This is a genomic window from Petrotoga sp. Shatin.DS.tank11.9.2.9.3 (genome assembly GCF_003665005.1).
Taxonomy (GTDB): Bacteria; Thermotogota; Thermotogae; order Petrotogales; family Petrotogaceae; genus Petrotoga; species Petrotoga mobilis.
In genome coordinates, this window is sequence record NZ_JGVT01000003.1 from 326,146 (window position 1) to 345,544 (window position 19,399).

Genomic DNA, 19,399 nt, shown 5'->3' on the forward strand with positions numbered 1-19,399 from the left:
ATAACCCCCTTTTTTGGGAGGTATTGAAATTTTGAATTCGTATTCTTTTTTACAAAAGTCTCAAATAAATACAAAAGATGTAAAAAGTTATCCTATCGAATGGAATAAGGTTTTTGGAAACAGTAATAAGTTAATAGTTGAAATTGGATTCGGTGGTGGAGAGTTTTTAGTAAATTTAGCTAAAGAGAACAACAAGTATAATTATATAGGAATAGAAACATCCCTAACTTCTTGTAGCAAAATAAAAAGCAAAATCTTTCAAAATAATTTAAACAACATACAAATAATTCTTGAAGATGCAAAATTCGCTCTTAGGGAATTTTTTTGTGATAACTCTGTTAATAAAGTAATAGTTAATTTCCCATGCCCATGGCCAAAAAGCAAACATTCAAAAAACCGTCTTTTTGACGAAAAATTCATAGACACATTATCGTCGGTATTAGAAGTAGATGGTGAATTAACTTTAACAACCGACGATTTTGTCTATGCTTCTGACGTTGAAGAAAAATTCACAAGCAACGGATGCTTTGAAGTAAAAAATATTGCCGAAGTTCAGCAATTGCCTTTCAAAACTAGATATGAAAAAAAATGGGAAAGTGAAGGTAGAAAAAAGTATTTATTAATAGCACGAAAAAGGTTCAAAAAAAACATAAAAAGATTGCTAGAAGGGGAATTAGATTTGCCTCATGAGAAAATTAAGAAAGTAGATTTTGATAAATTACAATCTCTGGTTGGACTAAAAAAATCCATTAGTAACATGGTTATAGTTATAAAAGATGTATACACTAAAATAGATGGTTTGGAATATTTAGTGAAGGTTTATTCTGAAGACGAGGGGTATATTCAAAGTTACTTTGTGAATGTCATCAGAATGAGAGAAGGATGGTTAGTAAAACTAGACGATATAGCAAAAGCTTACAGAACCCCTTCTGTTAAAGAAGCTGTGAATACAATCGCCAAGGAGCTGGAAAATTAATGCCTCATATAACGGTTTTGGGTGCGGGTAGTTGGGGAACCGCTATATCGAAGCATTTAGTCGATAATGATCAAAAAGTAACAATTTGGGATAGGAACAAAAAACTCCTACAAGAAATAAAAGAAGGACGCAATTCCCGATATTTGCCTACCCTAAAACTTCCATCAAATGATATTAATGTTGAAGGGGATATAAATGAAAGCTTAACTAATGCACAAATTGTTATTTTAGCCGTCCCTGTTCAACATATATCAGAGGTATTAAGCAAAATTCACAAGAGCTCTCTTACAAATAAAGAGGTTATTTTTGTCAATCTATCAAAAGGTATAGAAATTAACAACCGAAAAATACCAAGTAAAATTTTTGAGGAATACCTATCAGGATTTAATTATTGTACTCTTAGCGGTCCAAGTCATGCGGAAGAAGTAGCAGAAAATGTACCTACATCAGTTGTAATTGGTGGTATAGATGATCAGGTCAACAAATATATACAGGAAATTTTTAGCAGTGAAACTTTTAGGGTGTATACTAACAATGATTTGATAGGAGTAGAAATCAGTGGTGCTATAAAAAATATATATGCAATAGGTGCGGGTATAATAGATGGATTTGGGAAATGGGATAACACAAAAGCTGCCCTAATTACCCGATCTTTGGTTGAAATTATTAGGTATGGAACGTATTATGGAGGAAAGAAAGAAACGTTCATGGGGTTAGCGGGAATTGGAGATCTTGTTGTAACATGCACTAGCTCACATAGCAGGAATCGGTACGTTGGAGAAATGCTTTCAAAAGGTATGAGTCTAAAAACAATATTGGAACAGATGGTTATGGTAGCGGAAGGCGTTTACACGGCTAAAGCTGTGTATAACGACGCAAAGGAAAAAGAAATTGAAATGCCCATAGCTTCGAAAATATATCAAGTATTATATGAAGGTGTAGATCCTAAAACGGCTATTTACGAATTAATGACGAGGGATTTGAAATCTGAATTTTTTAATTGAAAGATATTATGGTATAATTAAATGTGAAAGTTAAATTTTAAGTTTAAGGAGGCATTCGAATGCAAGTTTCTTTGGATCAGCTTTTACAAGCATTAATGATACGTTTGGAAAGTTTAGAGATATCTTTAGAAGATTTAAAATTTAGAACAAATGTGGCTTTGAGGTTAATTAAGAAAAATGACCTGTTGGATGAAGACAAGGTGAAAGAATCTGTGAAAGAAGAATTAAGTGCTTTAAATGAACTAAGTGAAGATAAGATGGATTTGAGCGATGAAAGAATTGAAGAGATCTCAAAAGGAATAGTACAATGGATCGATAATGACTTAGATAGTTTAAGGGAAAGAATGGCAGATTACCAGGAAAAAATGAAACAGCTACTTGAGCAAGAGGAAGCTGAAGGTAATATAAGTATAGCACCCCCAGAACTTTTGAACCAACTAGAAAGAGCAGGCATTGCAAAGAATCAAAAAGAAAAAGGTAAGAATAGAGGAAATATAATCATGCCCTAAGGTTTGATTTTAAAAAATAAGAGCCGGTATCAGTTTACCGGCTTTTGTTTTTATATATTTGTTTTGCAGGGCAGACTTCATTCAAAAAACATTCGTCGCACTTTGGAGAAATTGGCTTACAAATCTTTTGACCAAAATTCACCATTGAACCATTCAGAGGTCCCCACAATTCAGACGGGATAATTTTTTTCAATTGTTCTTCAGTTTCTTCAGGTGTCTTTGTTTTCACCCAACCGAGTCTATTAGATATTCTATGTACGTGCGTGTCAACTGCAAGTGCTTCTTTACCAAAAGACACGTACAAAACTATATTAGCGGTTTTTCTTCCCACTCCAGGAAGCTCAATCAACTCTTCTAATTCATCAGGTACTTTCCCATTATACTTTTCAATTAAAATTTTAGAAATATTAATAATTCTTTCTGATTTTTGTTTGTACATACCTGCTGGCTTGATTAGATCGTATAGGTCCTGCGGATTCAATTTAGAAATCTCAAAAACATTTGTGTAGCAAGAAAAAAGTGATTTAGAAGCTTTTTCAGTATTTTCATCTTTTGTTCTTTGAGAAAGCACCGTTTCAATTAAAACCTTAAAAGGATCCGTTTCAGAGTTACTACGTGGAAACATATTTATGATCTTTTCTGCTTCTTTTTTTATATCTCTCTGCATGTCTACTCCTTTTATCATAAAGTTTTTGGGAACTTTTTAAAAAGCCTGACAGCTTGGATCTTGTTTGTTTTAGCGCCCCTTCGCCCCGCTCCCCACCCGTTTTGCAGCCTTGTGCAAAAATCTTTATTAAAATGAACATTGGTTTTGGGGGTTTGGGTTTGGTGGTCTCCCAAACCATGCTTTTTAATTACTTCTTTACATTTAAAAGGGTTCGGGGGTTTGGGGGCTTGCCCCCAATGTGTAATGATAGCACCAAAATATTAAAATTAGCAAATTGTGAAAATAAGAAAAAAATTGTGGTAAAATATATTGATTTAGTTTAGATAAAACATATTGGAGTGACAAAATTGAAGTCTTGTATAATTGCGACGGGTAATGAATTAACAGAAGGTATAATATTAGACAAAAACTCAAAATACCTTGCCGAAAGGCTCAAATCTGTTGGATATGATACTTTAAAAATAACGAATGTAAAAGATGATTTATCTTTGATAAAGTTATCCATAGAAGAATCGTTAGAGATGTGTGATATAATACTTCTAACAGGTGGTTTGGGACCAACACAGGACGATTTGACAGTTCAAGCTGTTTCTGAAAGTTGTAATATAGATATTGTATTTAATGAAGAATTATTTGAGAAAATAAAAAAGTATTATTACAACAAAACCGGGAAATACCTAAGTATCCTAAAAAAACAAAGCTACGTTTTAAAAAATGCTGAGATACTACAAAATCCTGTAGGAAGTGCACCAGGACAAAAAGTTCATTTTAACGGTCACACTATTTATTTACTGCCAGGACCTTATAATGAGATGAAAGCAATCTTTGATACGCATATATATGATGAATTAAAAAGTAATATGAAAAACGATCATGTAGAATATTCACTTTACTTTTATGGCTTAACAGAAGCTGAGTTAATGCAAGAAGTTTCAGTCATCTTGAAAAATTTTGATTACTCTACAAAAATAGAAGAATACATAGGTCCCAGTTTAAGAATTAGAATGCAAAAAAATGACGATTTTGAACCCATATTAGAAAAGATATTGTCTCAATTTAGTAGGTATTTTATTGGTTTTAAAAGTTTAGAAATTACTTTATTTGATGTATTAATGAAGTCTTCAAAAACACTTTCTTTTGCGGAGTCATGTACTGGAGGGATGCTTTCAGATACATTGGTATCCATTCCAGGTGCTTCTAATGTGTTTAAAGGTTCATTGGTGACGTATTCTAATGAATCAAAAGTAAGATTATTGGACGTCAAAAAAGAAACCATAGAAAAATTTGGAGCTGTTAGCGAAGAAACCGTCAAAGAAATGGCATATGGTTTGAAGAAAATCATGGAAAGCGATATCTGTGTGTCTGTTAGTGGCATAGCAGGGCCAGGCTCAGGGAGTGAGCAAAAACCAGTTGGGACAGTTTGGTATGGTTTTCTCATTAATGAAGATTTTGTTGCCCTAAAAAATGTTTTTACAGGGGATAGGGATGAAATTCGAAAAAGAGCCACGTATTTTGCTTTTTGGAATATTTTAGATTTGGTTCGAAAACGATATCTTTAGAAAATAGTGTAGAATAGCTTGAAATAGGAGGGGATAGAATTGTCGAATTACGATGTATATTTAAATGTTTTTTTAGAGGAATCTAAAGAAAATATTCAAGAACTTAACGACCTTCTACTTGAACTTGAAAAAGATAAAAGTAACTTAGAAATAATAAATAATATTTTCAGAGTAATCCATACCTTAAAGGGTATGGCAGGGACAATGGAGTTTGACACGTTGGCTAAATTTTCCCACAAATTGGAAAATGTGTTAGATTCATTAAGAAATAAAAATATTGATTTAACTGATGATCTGATGGATTTTTTATTTAAAGCTTCGGATGCATTAGAAGAAAGTATTTCAGATATAGAACAAGGTGGAAATGGCGGTATAGAAAAGTTGGAAAAACTTTTGGATAAAATTAACTCTTATGTGGAGTCAACAGGTTCGTCTACATCGGCCAAGTATAAAGCAACCGGAAAAGAAGAAAATCTAGTCAAACAAAATAATGAAATATATTCTAAAATGGGCGAAGAAACCAAAGAGCTTTTAGAGAATGTTTTCAAAAAAGCAAAAGAAAGAAATCTTAACTTTTTAATTTTGAAAGTTATTTTAGAGGATAATGTACAGTTAAAACAGGCAAGAGCTTACGCAATACACCACAAATTAGAAGATAATGGCTGTGAGATAGTTTATACTTACCCCAGTGTCGAAGAGATAGAAAAAGAAAATTTTGATAAAGAGTTAATTTTTGGGATCGTTACCTCCAAAAGTATTGGAGAAATAGCAGAACTCGTTAATAAAGTTGCCGAAGTAGAATCGGTTTATGTGGATGAATTTTCAGCGAATAACCTTTTTGGATCAAAAGAAGAGAATAAAGATGAGGAAGAAGGGTTAAAAGAAGAGGGCATAGAGAATAACAAAAAAGAAGTTAAGCTTTCAAGGAGTATAAGAGTAGATATAAATAAATTGGATGATTTGATGAATTTAATGGCAGAACTCGTTATAGCCCGAAGTAGAATAATTGAAACTTTAAGTAAGTACGATGTAAAAGAAGTAGATGAAAGTTTAACTCAGCTTTCAAGGATAACCTTAGACCTTCAAAATGTTGTCATGAAAATTAGAATGGTTCCTGTCGCATTCGTCTTCAATCGGTTTCCAAGGCTTGTACGGGATCTTGCAAAAGAATTGGGTAAAAAAGTGAACTTTGTAATTCAAGGAGAAGAGACAGAATTAGATAGAACAGTTGTTGATGAAATAGGAGAACCCTTAGTTCATTTATTAAGAAATTCTTTGGATCATGGTATTGAAGGTCCTCACGAACGATTAGCCAAAGGTAAACCTGAAACTGGGACTTTGAAGTTATCAGCCAGACATGAAGGAAATGGAGTTATCATAGAAGTCGAAGATGATGGGAAAGGGTTTGATGTAAATGAAATACTCCGAACAGCTATAAATAAGGGATTGATTAGCTCATCAGAAGCATCAAAATTAAGCGAAGAGGAGATATACAATTTTGTCTTTTTACCAGGTTTTTCTACTAAAACAGTTTCTACGGAATTATCAGGTAGAGGGGTTGGAATGGATGTAGTTAAAAGTACAATAGAAAGTTTAAAGGGTAATATTTCTTTGGAAACAAAAAAAGGAAAAGGTACAAAGATAAGTATAAGGTTACCTCTTACCTTAGCAATTATCGAAGCCCTTCTAATAACTGTAAATGAGCAAGTATATGCCATACCTATTGCTAACATTGATACAACTCAAAGACTGAGTGATGGCGAGCTAAAAATTGTTCAAGGTCAAGAAGTTTTCCTTTTGCGAGGGGAAGTAATGCCTGTAGTACGTTTAAGAAAGTTATTTGGTTATGAAAAGAAAAAAGATTCTTCAAGTGAGTATATTATTATTGTCAAATTAGGGAACAAAAAATATGGTGTTGTTGTAGATAGATTATTAGGCCAAGACGATATAGTTATCAAATCCTTGGGATCTTTGCTGAAAGATGTTAAAGAATTTAGCGGTGGAGCAATTTTAGGAGATGGAAGAATTGCTCTAATATTAGATGTGGCTTCTCTAATATAACAAATTTAATAGACATTATTGTGAGGTGGGCTGCGGGGCGAAGGGGTGCAAAAGCAAGTTTTATATTTTCGAAAGTGTTTTCAATAGTTGTAAAAGAGGGGGAAATAAATATATGATGGAAGACGTTCTTTCTTTCAAAATTGTGGATCAAGAATATGCTTTACCAATAGAGAATATAGAAAGTGTTGTTGATAAGACTGATGTAACACCCGTTCCAAATTCAAAATACTTCGTAGTTGGTTTAATCAATTTACGAGGAAGAATAGTTCCTGTTATCGAATTAACTAAGATTTTAGGGATTGAAGTTCCAGAAGACCACATTTATCAAAATATCCTTGTTTTAAAAATAAACGAAGAGGAAATAGGAATGTATGTAGATGAAGTTGAAAACGTTCTTTCCATAGATCCTGAAAAGTTGGAAAAATTTCAATCAAAAGAGTCAGTTTATTCGGATAAAGTTAAAGGTGTCATAAAGATAGAAAATAGGTTAATAGTATATTTAGATTTAGAAAGTATCTTAGAGGCCGAGTTAGAAAAGTAAAAATTTTAAAGTCTTCGGAGGTGTTTTAATGGCTAAAACTGTCTTAATAGTGGATGATGCTGCTTTTATGAGAATGATGTTAAAAGACATATTAACAAAAGCAAATTATGAAGTAGTAGGGGAAGCTAGCAACGGTCAAGAAGCGATTGAGAAGTATCAAGAGCTGAAACCAAATTTTGTGACTATGGATATAACTATGCCCATTAAAGATGGTATTCAAGCTATAAAAGAGATTAAGAAAATAGACTCTAACGCAAAGATTATAGTTTGCAGTGCTATGGGGCAGCAAGCTATGGTTATAGAATCGATTCAGGCTGGTGCCAAGGATTTTATTGTAAAACCATTTCAACCTAATAGGGTTATAGAAGCTTTACAAAAATTGGAGTAGTTTAAATGCCCACTAACTATGCAACGCCGACCAATAATTTGGTTAATGTATCATTTTGGTTTGTAGCCATAATTTTACTCATCATACTTCTTGTGGTATTTTATTATATACTGGCTAAAACATTAAAAAAGGGCCCTAAAAGCAAAGAAGTTAAGATGGTAAAAAAATACTATCTAGATAGGAATTTATACGTTGGAGTATTGAAAGTTTTTAAAGAATATTACCTTATTTTGGCTACTTCCAATTCCAGTGAAATAGTACGAAAATTAGAAGAAGAAGAGGTTCAAGAAATTATGAATGAACATCCTAAATTTCTTGAAACCTTTTCAAATATATTGAAAAAAGATAAAATTCCAAGGGGAAGGGAAGAGAAAAAATTAGAAAAGTAAAGACGATAATAACCCTTATTCTTTTTATCCTAGCTTTTAGCTTAGTTTTTTCTCAAAATACCGTTCAACTCCCAGGGGTAGATATACAAATAAACCCAAATGAAGAAGTTAATACTTTAACGCCGACGTTGACAATACTTTTAATAGTAACTGTTTTGTCCTTAGCCCCAGGGTTTTTAATGTTATTTACTTCATTTACAAGAATAGTTGTGGTGTTAAGTTTTTTGAGACAGGCAATGGGCACTAGGCAAGCACCTCCAAATCAAGTAATGTTGGCTTTAGCCCTCTTTTTAACGATAATGATAATGTTTCCCGTTTTTAATGGGGTGTATCAAGAAGCAATTGTTCCGTACAATCAAAATGAAATTAGCTACGAAGAAGCTATACAAATTAGTTGGCTACAATTCAAAGATTTCATGATTTCAGAGATTGTAGCCCATAAAAATGAAGACGATATCTATATGCTTTCATCTTCAATGAATGTAGAGATAGATAATATCGAAGAAACTCCTTTTCAAATTCTGGTACCTGCCTTTGCAATAAGTGAGTTAGAAATTGCCTTTAAAATGAGTATATTGCTCTATTTACCTTTTATAATAGTAGATATGGTGGTAGCGAGTATTCTGTTATCTATGGGGATGATCATGATACCTCCGATTCTGATTTCTTTACCTTTTAAAATAATGATTTTTGTAATGGTAAATGGATGGGACCTCATAATTGGTGGATTAGTGAGGAGTTTTGTGGGAGGATGATCTCATGAGCGAAGAGGTACTAATAGAGATTTTTGAAAACGGTATAATGCTTTTTCTAAAAGTGGTCTCTCCAATTTTAATAATAAGTGTGGCGGTAGGGTTGATTATTAGTATATTTCAAGCCGTTACACAGCTTCACGAGCAGACGTTGACATTTGCTCCTAAAATTATAATAACTTTTTTAGCGTTGGTTTTGATGTTCTCTTGGATAATGCAAAATTTATCAGATTTTTCATTCGAGTTATTCACTTATTATTTAGGGATGATTTAGTTGGAGTTGGAAAATTTAACATACCAACTATGGGTTTATTTTTTCATTTTTGCTAGAGTGGCTGGAATCACCTTTTTCATTCCTTTTTTTAGCACTACTTTTGTTCCCGTTCATATAAAAGTTTTTATAACGCTCTTTATTTCTTATTTGGTGCTATTTGAGGTTAACGGTACTTTCCCTATAAATTCATCGCCTTTAGTAATAATATTTTATTTGTTGATGAATTTTGTTTTTGGAAGTAGCGTAGGATTAATAGCTAATATTTTGTTTTATGCCTTTCAATTTGCAGGGGAAACGATAGGTATACAAATGGGATTTGCGATGGCGAATGTTTTTGATCCAGTAACTAGCGATGAAGTTTCTTTGGTTTCTGAGCTTTCATTTTTATTCAGTATGTTGCTTTTTTTTATCTTTAAAGGACCTTTAATTTTATACTCAATAATTATAGATTCTTTCAACAAGGTTCCCGTGGTTTTTACTCTAGCGCCTGATGGATTTATGGTTTTTTCCCAAAAATTATTTGATGTATTCACTATAGGACTTCAACTTTCGATGCCGTTTATTGCATTTATGATCCTTTTGAAAGTTGCTTTGGGAATAGTTTCTAGATTGATCCCACAGGTTAATGTTTTTATGGTGGGTATCCCACTAGAAATACTGGTAGGATTTTTACTTTTCTTAGGAGTGATATTGATTTGGGAAGATCAGTTTACTACTCTATTCTTTCAACTAATGGAATGGATAAAAAATTCAATGATCCTTCTATTTCAATAAACCTTCAACTTTTTGCGGATCCAGATAAAACTGAGGATCCAACACCTAGACGCTTAGAAAAAGCTCGAGAAGAGGGAAACATTCCTCAATCGAATGAATTTAACATGGCGGTTAGTTTTTTATCAATTTCACTTTTTTTGTGGATAATATTTGAGCCACTCCTTAACGATATTTTTAAGGTATTTTATGATTATTTATCTTTAGATTTAGACTATTCACCAACAGATTTGCTTGGATATGAGATTACAGCACACATGAACTTATACATAAAATTGATACTGTTTTTTGTCGTTGCCGTTGTAGTTTCTACCCTTTTGGGAATGATCCAAACCAAATTTTTGTTTACTTTTAAATCTTTAAAATTGGATCTGAGCAAGATAAACCCCATTAAAGGATTCAAAAGGTTATTTTCTTTAAGATCTGTTGTAGAGCTTATAAAGGCCCTTTTAAAATTAACCATATTAGGATTGTTAATCTATAATATAATAAAAGCCAATTGGTTTAAGATACTCTCTCTGGCACAGGAAGAAACGGCTTTTTCTTTTAATGTGATTTTTGATTTGGTGATTAACGTACTGTTTCAATTAGGAATAGCCTTACTTCTTCTCAGTTTGTTTGATTTTTGGTACCAGAGATATGAATATAAAAAAGAGTTAAAAATGAGCAAGTATGAGGTCAAACAAGAACGAAAGGAAATAGAAGGGAACCCTGAAATTAAACAAAGGCAAAGAGAATTGATGAGAAATTTAGCAAGAAGTAGAATGATGCAAAAAGTCCCTGAAGCGGATGTTGTCATCACCAATCCTACTCATTATGCCGTTGCGATAGAGTACAAAGCTGAGGAAATGCAGGCGCCCATAGTTGTAGCAAAAGGAAAAGATGAAGTAGCTTTTAAGATAAGAGAAATTGCCTTTAAACACGGAATTCCTATCTTAGAAAGACCTGCTTTGGCAAGGGAAATTTATGAGAAAGTTGAATTAAACGAAGAAATACCAGAAGATCTGTACACCTTGGTTGCAGAAGTACTAGCTTACATCTACAAACTCAGTTCTTAATTGATTGGGGGGTTAGCGATGAATTTTACTAGAATAAAAGGGTTAGATGTAATAATTTCCATACTTATTGTTGGAATAGTTGTGTTGATGGTAATACCTATTCCTACCTTTTTGCTAGACTTTTTGCAACTTTTAAACATAATCATTTCAATAATAATCTTGTTAGCAACCTTATATTTGAAAAGGGCATTGGATATTTCTATTTTTCCGTCTTTGTTACTGGTCATGACCATCTTTAGGTTGGCATTGAACGTGTCGTCTACTCGTTTGATACTATTAAACGGTAAAAATTTTGAAGGAAAAGTAATAAGGGCCTTCGGCGACTTTGTTGTTGGTGGTAATTATATTGTTGGAATCATTATCTTTTTGATCCTTGTTATAATACAATTTCTTGTAATTACTAAAGGAACAGAAAGAATATCCGAAGTAGCCGCAAGGTTCACTTTGGATGCCATGCCTGGCAAACAGATGAGTATAGATGCTGACATGTCTTCAGGGTTGATTAATGAAGAAGAAGCTAGGCAAAGAAGAGAAGACATACGAAGAGAAGCCGACTTTTATGGAGCGATGGATGGAGCTAGTAAATTTGTGAGAGGGGACGCAATAGCCGGTTTAATAATAACTCTAATAAATTTAGTTGGAGGTTTAATAATTGGGATGTTACAGCAGGGACTGACTATCGCAGAGGCAGCGGAAGTATTTGCCTTACTCACGGTAGGGGATGGACTCGTTGCTCAAATTCCTGCGTTGTTAATTTCAACCTCTGCAGGTATGATAGTATCAAGAGCCGCTTCAAAAGATAATTTTGGGGTAGATTTAATAAGACAACTTACTTCTGACACGAGAGTTTTAAATATAGCAGGCGGAATAATAATAGTTTTAGGCCTATTAACACCAATCCCAGTTTTTCCATCGTTGATTTTAGGAGCAGGTTTACTCTTCGTAGCATACGCGAATAGAGCTAACGAAGGCCAGCTAGCTTACGAAACAACAGGTTCTGCTGGTGTAGGTATGGGGACTTCGGCTGCACCAAAAGCTGAAAAAAGAGGGGTTTCTGGCGGATTTGCACCACCTCTTACAACTCCAGAAGAAGTTTCAGAAGTTTTACAAGGTGACACAATTGAGGTAGATATTGGCTATGGATTGATACCTTTAGCTGATCCTGATCAAGGTGGAGACCTATTAGATAGGATAACCGTTGTTCGAAAACAATTGGCATATGAATTGGGTATAGTCATCTCTCCCATTCGAATAAGAGACAGCGTTCTATTAAGTTCGAACGAATACGTTATTAAATTAAGAGGTGTTGAAGTTGGTAGATTTGAATTGATCCCCGATAGACTTCTTGCTATAAACTCAGGCATGGCGACTGAAGAATTGCCCGGTATAAAGACAAAAGAGCCTGCCTTCGGGTTGGTAGCCTTCTGGATAGACGAAAGTTTAAAAGAGGAGGCTATAGAAAAAGGTTACACTACTGTTGATGCCCCAAGTGTTTTCGCCACACACCTTTCTGAAACCATCAAAAAATATGCTCATGAAATTATTGGAACCAAAGAAATAGAAATATTGATAGACGGATTGAGAGTTAATTATGCTAATCTAGTAGATACATTAATTCCAACCATGCTAAAAATGCATGAACTAAAAAAAGTTTTGAGTGAACTATTGTATGAAAGAGTTTCAATAAGAAATCTCCCTTTAATTTTTGAAAGTTTGATAGAGGGAGCTGATAAATATGGGAACAATATAGAGAATTTAGTAGAGTATGTTAGAAGGTCACTGGGAAGGCAAATAGTTGAAAATTTAAAATCTGATGATGGAGAATTACACGTCTCGGCTTTGGATCCAACTATAGAGAAAAAATTATCTGAATCGATAAGGGATTCCGATTCGGGAAGGGTTATAATACTCGAGCCAGAATATTCAAATATTTTAGTACAAAGAATATCAAAGTCTCTGGAAAATATGATGATGAAAGGATTTAACCCTATATTGATTTGTTCTAAAAACATACGATACCCGTTTGCCAGATTTACACTAAAATTTGTTCAAAACATCAGTATTGTAGCATACGAAGAGATACCTTCAGATACCTCTCTCAACGTAAATGAAATAGTGAAAATAGAAGGTGTGGGATCCAATGCAAATTAAAAAACTTACAGTAAAAACAATTTCTGAAGCAATGGAAAAGATAAGAAGAGAATTTGGAGAAGACGCATATATTTTAGACACAAAAAAAGTAAAAAAGGGGGGCTTCTTTGGAATCGGTGGAGAAAAATACCTTGAAGTAACTGTTTTGAGTGAGGAAAATAAAAATTCTCAATACAAGCCTCAAAAAACAAAAAAATACCCGCAAGAATCTGAAAATACCTATACGCTAAACGATCTAATAAAAAGGAATACACCCGAATTTTATAGAAAAAAAGAAAGAGAAGAAAAAATATCAACACCTTCGTATTTAAAAAGTGATAAAGAACCTAATTATAAGGATTCGAAAGACGATTTAACAGAGTTTATAAAAACGAGTAGAGAAATATCCTCTAAGATAGACAAAAGTGTAGAATCATTTTATCATCAACACATCCAAAAGGAACCTACTGAAAGTGACATCAAAGATAGTTTGAAATTACAAGATCTGATGAATATGGTTGAAAAGTTGAACAAAAAAATGGAAGCGAACGATCTCTATCTTCAAGATATAAAGGATAAATTGTACGAAAAATCGTATTCAAGGATTTTTATCGAATCCTTTTTAAACCAATTGAACGATTTAAAAGTTGAAGAAAATTGGCAAAACCAAGAAATTATAAGAACCAGATTTGAAAAAAAACTTTATCAAAGCTTCGAAATTTTAAATTTTGGTGATATAAAGAATAAAGTTATGTTTATAGGTCCTACAGGAGTTGGAAAAACGACAACGTTGGCAAAAATAGCCGCTAACTTAAAAAAATTGAATAAAAAAATTGCACTAATTACAATCGACACGTACAGAATAGCTGCAACAGATCAGTTAAAAACTTATGCAGATATACTAGGTGTTTCGCTTCACATTTGTTATACCCCGTCTGACCTTAAAATTGCTTTGGAATCACTTTTGAATTTTGATGTGATTCTAATAGACACAGCTGGAAGAAGCCATAAGAACAATTTACAGATGGGGGAACTAAAAGTGTTCAAAGACGTAGTTGAGCCTGATTACAATATAATGCTGGTATCCTCCAACACAAATTGTGAAGATATGATGCATATTTACGATAATTTTTCTTATCTAAAACCCAACGCATTAATTTTTACAAAGATGGATGAAACGTCATCATATGGGCAATTATTTTCTTTTCTGGAATATTCTAAATTACCTTTGTTGGGGATAACAGATGGTCAAAGAGTTCCTGAAGATTTGAAGTTTCCTTCTAAAGAATGGCTGACTCATGCAGCAGTGGAGGAGGTATTTAAATGAACCGGATATATCGTGATCAAGCAACTGGTTTAAGAGAAGAGTTTTCTAATACACAAACAAAAATTATAACAATCGTAAGCGGAAAGGGAGGAGTCGGCAAGTCGGTATTATCAGTGAATATAGCTACTGAGTTAGCCACACATGGGAAACGAATACTTTTGTTTGATTCGGATGCCGGTTTCGCGAACGCTTCTATTTTGATGGGAAAAACTGTGAAGGTTACGTTGAGTGAATATATGAGGGGAAATGTAACCTTCAACGAGTGTGTTCAAGATACAGAGTACGGTGTTAAGATAATTAGTAGCGGTTTTGATTTCACAGATTGGAAGATCTTTCAAAATAATTTTACCGATTCGATCATGGATGAATTTTTAAATTTGTTGAAAGATATCGATTTTTTTATAATAGACGTAGGTGCAGGTTACTCTGAAAAACTCAATAATTTTTATTTAAATTCTGATACTATCTTTCTAATAACTGTTCCCGAACCGACGGCGGTAGTTAACGCCTACACCTTGCTGAAAGCTTTATCTGTTTTGAATGTAAATGGGGAAATAGAGATAATTCTTAACATGATCAAAAATAAAAATGAAGTGGAGATGGTTAAATCCGTCTTAAGTAGAACTGCAAAAAGGTTTTTAAATAGAGAAATAAATAACTTTCATGAAATTTCTTACGATGAAAATGTTCATACGAGTGTCAAGAGACAGATACCACTAGTTTCATTAAAAGAAAGCAGTAAGTTTTCAAAAGATATAAAAAAGATTACCTCCAATATACTGAATATCGAAACCTCTTCCCATATTAATTTTACGCAGAGATTAAGAGAGATGTTTGGAAAAGATCATTGATATTCGGTGTGAAGGAACGTTATACTATAGATAGAAAAGGGGTTTAAGATGTCTGATTTTGTCGAAAAAGTAAGCTCAAAGAATGTTTTATACACTAATATGCCCTTGGATTTAGAGATTCAAGAAAAAGGAATTCAAGGAGTTTATAAAAGTATCCTATACGAACATGACCTCAGCAGTAATCTAGCTAAAATTGGAATGCCGATTTTTAAGGGAGCCTATCTGCAAATTTTTCGAGGTACTAATCTAAAAGTAAGAGCATACTCTTCAAGGGCTGTTTATTTATTTAAAAGCAAAGTTTATAGCAGTGGAAAAGAAGAAAATATAAGATACCTTATAATAAACATTCCTGAAACCATTGTTAGAGTGCAAAGAAGGCAACATGCCAGGATTCCTGTTTCTGAAGAAGGTACCTTTTGTTTCAAAGAAGACCTAGAAAATAGTGAAAGTGAGGAGAACATTCAGCCAACCAAATATCGGTTTATGACTAAAGATTTCAGTGCAGGAGGATTGGCTATCGTTACCTCTAAAGAGATGAAAGTCGGACAAAAGATAATAATAAATTTAGCATTAAAAAATGAGATCAGACTTGAAGACATGGAATCCGAGGTTGTTAGGTCTATTGGAAAAACTACAAGCGGTGAATACATTTATGGAATTAAGTTTTTAAACTTAACAAGAGAAAAAGAAGAAGAGCTGGTGAGGTTCGTTTTCAAATTAGAGCGGGAGTCATTTAAAAAGATTTGATACAGTACCTTTTTCATAACAAAAAGGGGGAAGTTTAATGTCAATCTATGATGAGATTAACGAACAGAAATTGGATGCATTAAAAGAATTGGGAAACATAGGTGCAGGTAATGCGGCGACAGCTATTTCAACCATGTTGAACAAAAAAATAGATATCACAGTTCCCTCTGCTGAAATTTTGCCGATTTCAGAGTTATGGGAGGAGTTTAGTGATCCTGAGGATATAACAGCCGGGTCCATGGTAGAAATTGGTGGAGAGCTTCATGGGGCGATTTTGTTTCTGCTAGGAACTGAAGAGATGAAAAATATTTTAGAGTTGTTAATGCTCCCCCGACCACAAGACTTAACCCAAACTGATGAAATGACCTCTTCAGCCATAGGTGAAATTGGTAATATTATGTGTAGCTCTTATATATCTGCGCTTTCGAATTTCACAGGTTTGAACATACATTCCTTGCCTCCAAAAATTACCGTAGATATGTTAACAGCTATAGTTTCTGAGTCTTCCCTCATGGTTACTGAAGGGAGCGATTTTGTAATTTTAATTAGAACAGAAATAAACATGGAAGAGTATGAAGGGAACGTAAAAGGCTTCTTGATATATTTATCAGACGAACAAAATATTTTAAAATTATTAAAATCCTTAGGAATGGGGACGAATAATGACTGAGAGCAAGAAAAAAATAATAGGAATTGGTGAATACATCGTAGATAAAAATCCAGCTATTTTGGTAACATTAGGGTTAGGCTCGTGTGTAGCCGTTTGTTTGCGAGATAAGAAAAACCTCATTGGAGGGTTAGTCCACATCATGCTTCCTGAAAGTAGAGATAATAAAAAAGATCAAAAGATCGGTAAATACGCAGATACGGGGATAAAAGCAATAATAGATGGAATTATAGATTTGGGTGGAAACGTTAAATATCTGGAAGCTAAGATAGCAGGGGGGGCAGCTATGTTCCAAAATTCGAATAATTCTTTGAATGTTGGAGCCAAAAACGTTGAAGCCGTAAAACAAATTTTGAAAGAAAACGACATAAAAATAATCTCTGAAGATACAGGAGGAAATAGAGCTAGAAGTGTTGAATTTAACATCGCTAATGGAGAATTAAAAGTTAAGAAGGTCGGCGGTGGAGAAAAAGTTGAAATCGCAGTAATTTAAGGTGGCAAATATATGAAATACAAAATTAATGAAGAACAACTGGTAATGGAGTTTTTGCCAAAAATAAAGATTATAGCTTTGAATTTGAAAACCACTTTACCAAAAAATATAGAATTAGAGGATTTGATTCAGGAGGGGATTATTGGATTACTTCAATCATATAAAAGATACAACCCGGAAAAAGGTACTTCCTTTTACACCTACGCTCTAAAAAGGATAAAAGGTTCAATGTATGATTATCTGAGGAGAATAGATTGGCTTCCAAAGGACGTTCGAAGTTTAGTAAAAAAGTACGAAGATTTGATTTACGAATGTAAAGATAATGAGTACATAGACGATAATTCAGTGGCAGAAAAACTTCATATTGAAAAAAATGATGTAGATAAAATAAAGTTCTCCTTGAGCAAAAGGCAGATTCTTCAATTGGATGAGTACTTTTTAAACAATGAAGAAGATACCTGGCTTGAAGATATACAAGAAGAAAACGACCCTGAAATACTGGCTTATAAAGATATGTTACATGATAAATTAACAGAAAGTATCGAGAAATTGGAAGAAAGAGAAAAATTGATACTTTCTCTATACTATAACGAAGGCTTAACCTTTAAAGAAATAGGAAGTGTTTTAGAAATAAGTGAATCACGGGTTTCCCAGTTACACTCAGTAATATTGGTGAAATTAAAAAAGATGATTCAGGGAAGTGAATAAATATGGCTTCACTTCACGAGTTACAAATATTGGTAACCAAATCTATAGATGTAGCCAACAATGTGCAGGCAATATCTCATTCTTATGATGCAGCTAAAAATATGTTGCTGGTTAAACAAGCGAGTGAATATTCTCAAAACCTACAAAAAAGGATAAAAAATAAAGACCAAGTTGAAGAGAAAAATGTTGATAACAAATCATCCAGCGGGGGTTTTTCTCAGAGATCCCAGAGTACTGAAAACAAAAATAGTGTAAAGAGGCTTGTAGTGGATGAGTACAGAGGTAAACTTTTGGATTTAAGGTTATAAGTATCTATCCTTATGGGTGGGGAAGGAGAAATAAAAATTATGTTAGGATATTTTTCAATATATAAATCAGAAGATGAAACGTTTTCAGGTGGATTATTGGTTCTCAATGAAAACGGTATCCCTGTTTCCTTTAAATACACAGAACCGATAAAACCTTCCAAAATCCAAAAAATAATTTATGGATCGAACCTAAAAAATTATTTAGCCTTTCAGATACTAAGTAGCGAAGAATTATACTCACCTCACGATGTGGACTTAATACTAACGGACGACAGCGATCTAATAAATTATATTGATATAGACAAAGTTATAATGTATATAATGGAAGTAAGTAGTGATAAAGGCTTTGAAGTTAAAGAAAAAGAAGGTATAATTCCCATAAATCAAAATTCTAGCTTAAGATTTTATTCTTCGAAAGTTCTAGATTCTCTTACGTTGAAGAAGCTTAAATCCTACATAGAGATTTTTGATATCTTTGAACCATTTACTCGATTAAAAGAGGCTTTGGTGTATATATGTTCCTCAAAAGAAAAATAACTATCAATCAAGTTAATCTTTCATTGTATACCCCTATAAATTCCGTGCCTTTCCAGAACGTAAGTTTTCAACTTCTATCTTCAAAAACCCAAAACCTAAAAATAAAAACCATTGGTATTAACGAGTTGGTAAATATAACAGAACCCCCATGGGGCGAAAGGGGAATTAACTTTATTGAAGAAATAGATCACTTTTTACCAAAAAAAATAAATAATTTTGATTTTATTAAGATTAGTATAATTAAAAATTCTTCTTTATCTGGTATAAATATAAAAGAGAGTGAAATTAAGATGGGAGTCAGCTTAATAAATGTTCCAATGCCAACAGGTGCAATCCCAAATACGACAAAAATGATAGAATTTAAGATTAAAGAAAGTGTCCCTCAAAAAATAGTAGTTAAACCAATTAGAAAGGCTTTAAAAAGACCTGTTTCAAAGGAATACATCTTACAGTTAGCCCAAGAAATTGTATCATCAAAAAAAATGCAAAAGATAAAGCTTTCGTTCTTAGGCTTTTGTATTAAAGTTCCCATAGCAGAAGAGATAAATTACTATTGGAAAGGTGAAAAATTAATATGTTTTCTCAAAAATAATAAAGCAGACATTACTGACTACCTTGATTGTGCCGTTTTTCTCGATTCTGAAACCAATAAGAAGTATTTGAAGTTTATCAGGAGGTAACT

The 19,399-nt window shown here is 33.2% G+C and carries 23 protein-coding genes; 22 read left to right on the forward strand and 1 reads right to left on the reverse strand.

What is annotated here, in order from left to right:
- Positions 1–31 precede the first annotated feature (31 nt).
- Genes trmB through BZ25_RS03405 form a run of 3 tightly spaced genes read left to right on the forward strand, consistent with a single transcriptional unit; the run spans position 32 to position 2,489 of the window.
- Positions 32–976: a tRNA (guanosine(46)-N7)-methyltransferase TrmB gene (trmB, locus tag BZ25_RS03395; RefSeq protein ID WP_012209188.1), complete on the forward strand. Its 945-nt coding sequence runs from the start codon at positions 32–34 to the stop codon at positions 974–976.
- On the forward strand, positions 976–1,980 hold the full coding sequence (locus BZ25_RS03400) for an NAD(P)H-dependent glycerol-3-phosphate dehydrogenase (protein ID WP_012209189.1): 1,005 nt from the start codon (positions 976–978) through the stop codon (positions 1,978–1,980). Before trmB ends, BZ25_RS03400 begins: the two co-directional genes overlap by 1 nt.
- A gap of 59 nt (positions 1,981–2,039) precedes the next feature.
- A complete protein-coding gene (locus BZ25_RS03405) occupies positions 2,040–2,489 on the forward strand; it encodes a hypothetical protein (protein WP_012209190.1) in 450 nt (149 codons plus the stop codon).
- A 34-nt stretch (positions 2,490–2,523) separates the two neighbouring features.
- Here the strand turns inward: BZ25_RS03405 and nth are convergent, their stop codons facing one another.
- Complete coding sequence (nth, locus tag BZ25_RS03410) at positions 2,524–3,156, reverse strand: endonuclease III (RefSeq protein ID WP_012209191.1); 633 nt, start codon at positions 3,154–3,156, stop codon at positions 2,524–2,526.
- 347 nt (positions 3,157–3,503) lie between these two features.
- Between nth and BZ25_RS03415 the strand changes: the two genes are divergently transcribed.
- The 19 genes from BZ25_RS03415 (at position 3,504) to BZ25_RS03505 (ending at position 19,397) form a co-directional block, all read left to right on the forward strand.
- Positions 3,504–4,715 (forward strand): CinA family nicotinamide mononucleotide deamidase-related protein, encoded by a 1,212-nt coding sequence (locus BZ25_RS03415; RefSeq protein WP_158584842.1) that lies wholly within the window; start codon positions 3,504–3,506, stop codon positions 4,713–4,715.
- Positions 4,716–4,754: 39 nt separating this feature from the next.
- Entirely contained in the window at positions 4,755–6,776 is a 2,022-nt protein-coding gene (locus BZ25_RS03420; RefSeq protein WP_121515203.1) for a chemotaxis protein CheA, read from the forward strand.
- A gap of 112 nt (positions 6,777–6,888) precedes the next feature.
- Positions 6,889–7,317, forward strand: coding sequence for a chemotaxis protein CheW (locus BZ25_RS03425; protein WP_233186695.1), 429 nt, complete (start codon positions 6,889–6,891; stop codon positions 7,315–7,317).
- A 28-nt stretch (positions 7,318–7,345) separates the two neighbouring features.
- Positions 7,346–7,705 carry a chemotaxis protein CheY gene (gene cheY / locus BZ25_RS03430; protein ID WP_121515204.1) on the forward strand — a complete coding sequence of 120 codons (360 nt, stop codon included), beginning with the start codon at positions 7,346–7,348 and terminating at the stop codon, positions 7,703–7,705.
- Between the two features lie 5 nt (positions 7,706–7,710).
- Entirely contained in the window at positions 7,711–8,094 is a 384-nt protein-coding gene (locus tag BZ25_RS03435; protein WP_012209196.1) for a hypothetical protein, read from the forward strand.
- Positions 8,082–8,849, forward strand: coding sequence for a flagellar type III secretion system pore protein FliP (fliP, locus tag BZ25_RS03440; protein WP_370035183.1), 768 nt, complete (start codon positions 8,082–8,084; stop codon positions 8,847–8,849). Before BZ25_RS03435 ends, fliP begins: the two co-directional genes overlap by 13 nt.
- 4 nt (positions 8,850–8,853) lie before the next feature.
- Positions 8,854–9,120 carry a flagellar biosynthesis protein FliQ gene (gene fliQ / locus BZ25_RS03445; protein WP_012209198.1) on the forward strand — a complete coding sequence of 89 codons (267 nt, stop codon included), beginning with the start codon at positions 8,854–8,856 and terminating at the stop codon, positions 9,118–9,120.
- 6 nt (positions 9,121–9,126) lie between these two features.
- A complete protein-coding gene (fliR, locus tag BZ25_RS03450; protein ID WP_158245378.1) occupies positions 9,127–9,894 on the forward strand; it encodes a flagellar biosynthetic protein FliR in 768 nt (255 codons plus the stop codon).
- Positions 9,816–10,949: a flagellar biosynthesis protein FlhB gene (gene flhB, locus BZ25_RS03455; RefSeq protein WP_233546380.1), complete on the forward strand. Its 1,134-nt coding sequence runs from the start codon at positions 9,816–9,818 to the stop codon at positions 10,947–10,949. The genes fliR and flhB overlap by 79 nt, the downstream gene beginning before the upstream one ends.
- An 18-nt stretch (positions 10,950–10,967) precedes the next feature.
- Positions 10,968–13,100 carry a flagellar biosynthesis protein FlhA gene (gene flhA / locus BZ25_RS03460; protein WP_012209201.1) on the forward strand — a complete coding sequence of 711 codons (2,133 nt, stop codon included), beginning with the start codon at positions 10,968–10,970 and terminating at the stop codon, positions 13,098–13,100.
- A complete protein-coding gene (flhF, locus tag BZ25_RS03465) occupies positions 13,090–14,406 on the forward strand; it encodes a flagellar biosynthesis protein FlhF (protein ID WP_121515206.1) in 1,317 nt (438 codons plus the stop codon). Before flhA ends, flhF begins: the two co-directional genes overlap by 11 nt.
- Entirely contained in the window at positions 14,403–15,257 is an 855-nt protein-coding gene (locus tag BZ25_RS03470; protein ID WP_121515207.1) for a P-loop NTPase, read from the forward strand. The genes flhF and BZ25_RS03470 overlap by 4 nt, the downstream gene beginning before the upstream one ends.
- A gap of 48 nt (positions 15,258–15,305) precedes the next feature.
- Complete coding sequence (locus tag BZ25_RS03475) at positions 15,306–16,004, forward strand: flagellar brake protein (RefSeq protein ID WP_121515208.1); 699 nt, start codon at positions 15,306–15,308, stop codon at positions 16,002–16,004.
- Between the two features lie 37 nt (positions 16,005–16,041).
- A complete protein-coding gene (gene cheC, locus BZ25_RS03480) occupies positions 16,042–16,674 on the forward strand; it encodes a CheY-P phosphatase CheC (protein ID WP_121515209.1) in 633 nt (210 codons plus the stop codon).
- On the forward strand, positions 16,667–17,164 hold the full coding sequence (gene cheD / locus BZ25_RS03485; protein WP_121515210.1) for a chemoreceptor glutamine deamidase/glutamate methylesterase CheD: 498 nt from the start codon (positions 16,667–16,669) through the stop codon (positions 17,162–17,164). The genes cheC and cheD overlap by 8 nt, the downstream gene beginning before the upstream one ends.
- A gap of 12 nt (positions 17,165–17,176) precedes the next feature.
- Entirely contained in the window at positions 17,177–17,872 is a 696-nt protein-coding gene (locus tag BZ25_RS03490) for a sigma-70 family RNA polymerase sigma factor (RefSeq protein WP_012209206.1), read from the forward strand.
- 2 nt (positions 17,873–17,874) lie between these two features.
- The gene (locus BZ25_RS03495) at positions 17,875–18,180 is read left to right on the forward strand and encodes a hypothetical protein (RefSeq protein WP_121515211.1); all 306 of its coding nucleotides are present in this window, start codon (positions 17,875–17,877) and stop codon (positions 18,178–18,180) included.
- A 39-nt stretch (positions 18,181–18,219) separates the two neighbouring features.
- Positions 18,220–18,717 carry a hypothetical protein gene (locus tag BZ25_RS03500; protein ID WP_012209208.1) on the forward strand — a complete coding sequence of 166 codons (498 nt, stop codon included), beginning with the start codon at positions 18,220–18,222 and terminating at the stop codon, positions 18,715–18,717.
- A complete protein-coding gene (locus BZ25_RS03505) occupies positions 18,696–19,397 on the forward strand; it encodes a hypothetical protein (protein ID WP_121515212.1) in 702 nt (233 codons plus the stop codon). Before BZ25_RS03500 ends, BZ25_RS03505 begins: the two co-directional genes overlap by 22 nt.
- Positions 19,398–19,399 lie beyond the last annotated feature (2 nt).

Excerpts from the sequence above, each read along its gene's own strand:
- BZ25_RS03495 (WP_121515211.1), top strand. The coding sequence starts at position 17,875 with ATGGCTTCACTTCACGAGTTACAAATATTGGTAACCAAATCTATAGAT.
- cheY (WP_121515204.1), top strand. The coding sequence starts at position 7,346 with ATGGCTAAAACTGTCTTAATAGTGGATGATGCTGCTTTTATGAGAATG.
- BZ25_RS03405 (WP_012209190.1), top strand. The coding sequence starts at position 2,040 with ATGCAAGTTTCTTTGGATCAGCTTTTACAAGCATTAATGATACGTTTG.
- BZ25_RS03490 (WP_012209206.1), top strand. The coding sequence starts at position 17,177 with ATGAAATACAAAATTAATGAAGAACAACTGGTAATGGAGTTTTTGCCA.
- flhF (WP_121515206.1), top strand. The coding sequence starts at position 13,090 with ATGCAAATTAAAAAACTTACAGTAAAAACAATTTCTGAAGCAATGGAA.
- BZ25_RS03425 (WP_233186695.1), top strand. The coding sequence starts at position 6,889 with ATGATGGAAGACGTTCTTTCTTTCAAAATTGTGGATCAAGAATATGCT.
- BZ25_RS03505 (WP_121515212.1), top strand. The coding sequence starts at position 18,696 with ATGTTCCTCAAAAGAAAAATAACTATCAATCAAGTTAATCTTTCATTG.
- flhA (WP_012209201.1), top strand. The coding sequence starts at position 10,968 with ATGAATTTTACTAGAATAAAAGGGTTAGATGTAATAATTTCCATACTT.
- cheC (WP_121515209.1), top strand. The coding sequence starts at position 16,042 with ATGTCAATCTATGATGAGATTAACGAACAGAAATTGGATGCATTAAAA.
- BZ25_RS03500 (WP_012209208.1), top strand. The coding sequence starts at position 18,220 with ATGTTAGGATATTTTTCAATATATAAATCAGAAGATGAAACGTTTTCA.
- nth (WP_012209191.1), bottom strand. The coding sequence starts at position 3,156 with ATGCAGAGAGATATAAAAAAAGAAGCAGAAAAGATCATAAATATGTTT.
- BZ25_RS03435 (WP_012209196.1), top strand. The coding sequence starts at position 7,711 with ATGCCCACTAACTATGCAACGCCGACCAATAATTTGGTTAATGTATCA.
- BZ25_RS03475 (WP_121515208.1), top strand. The coding sequence starts at position 15,306 with ATGTCTGATTTTGTCGAAAAAGTAAGCTCAAAGAATGTTTTATACACT.
- BZ25_RS03470 (WP_121515207.1), top strand. The coding sequence starts at position 14,403 with ATGAACCGGATATATCGTGATCAAGCAACTGGTTTAAGAGAAGAGTTT.
- fliQ (WP_012209198.1), top strand. The coding sequence starts at position 8,854 with ATGAGCGAAGAGGTACTAATAGAGATTTTTGAAAACGGTATAATGCTT.
- cheD (WP_121515210.1), top strand. The coding sequence starts at position 16,667 with ATGACTGAGAGCAAGAAAAAAATAATAGGAATTGGTGAATACATCGTA.
- BZ25_RS03400 (WP_012209189.1), top strand. The coding sequence starts at position 976 with ATGCCTCATATAACGGTTTTGGGTGCGGGTAGTTGGGGAACCGCTATA.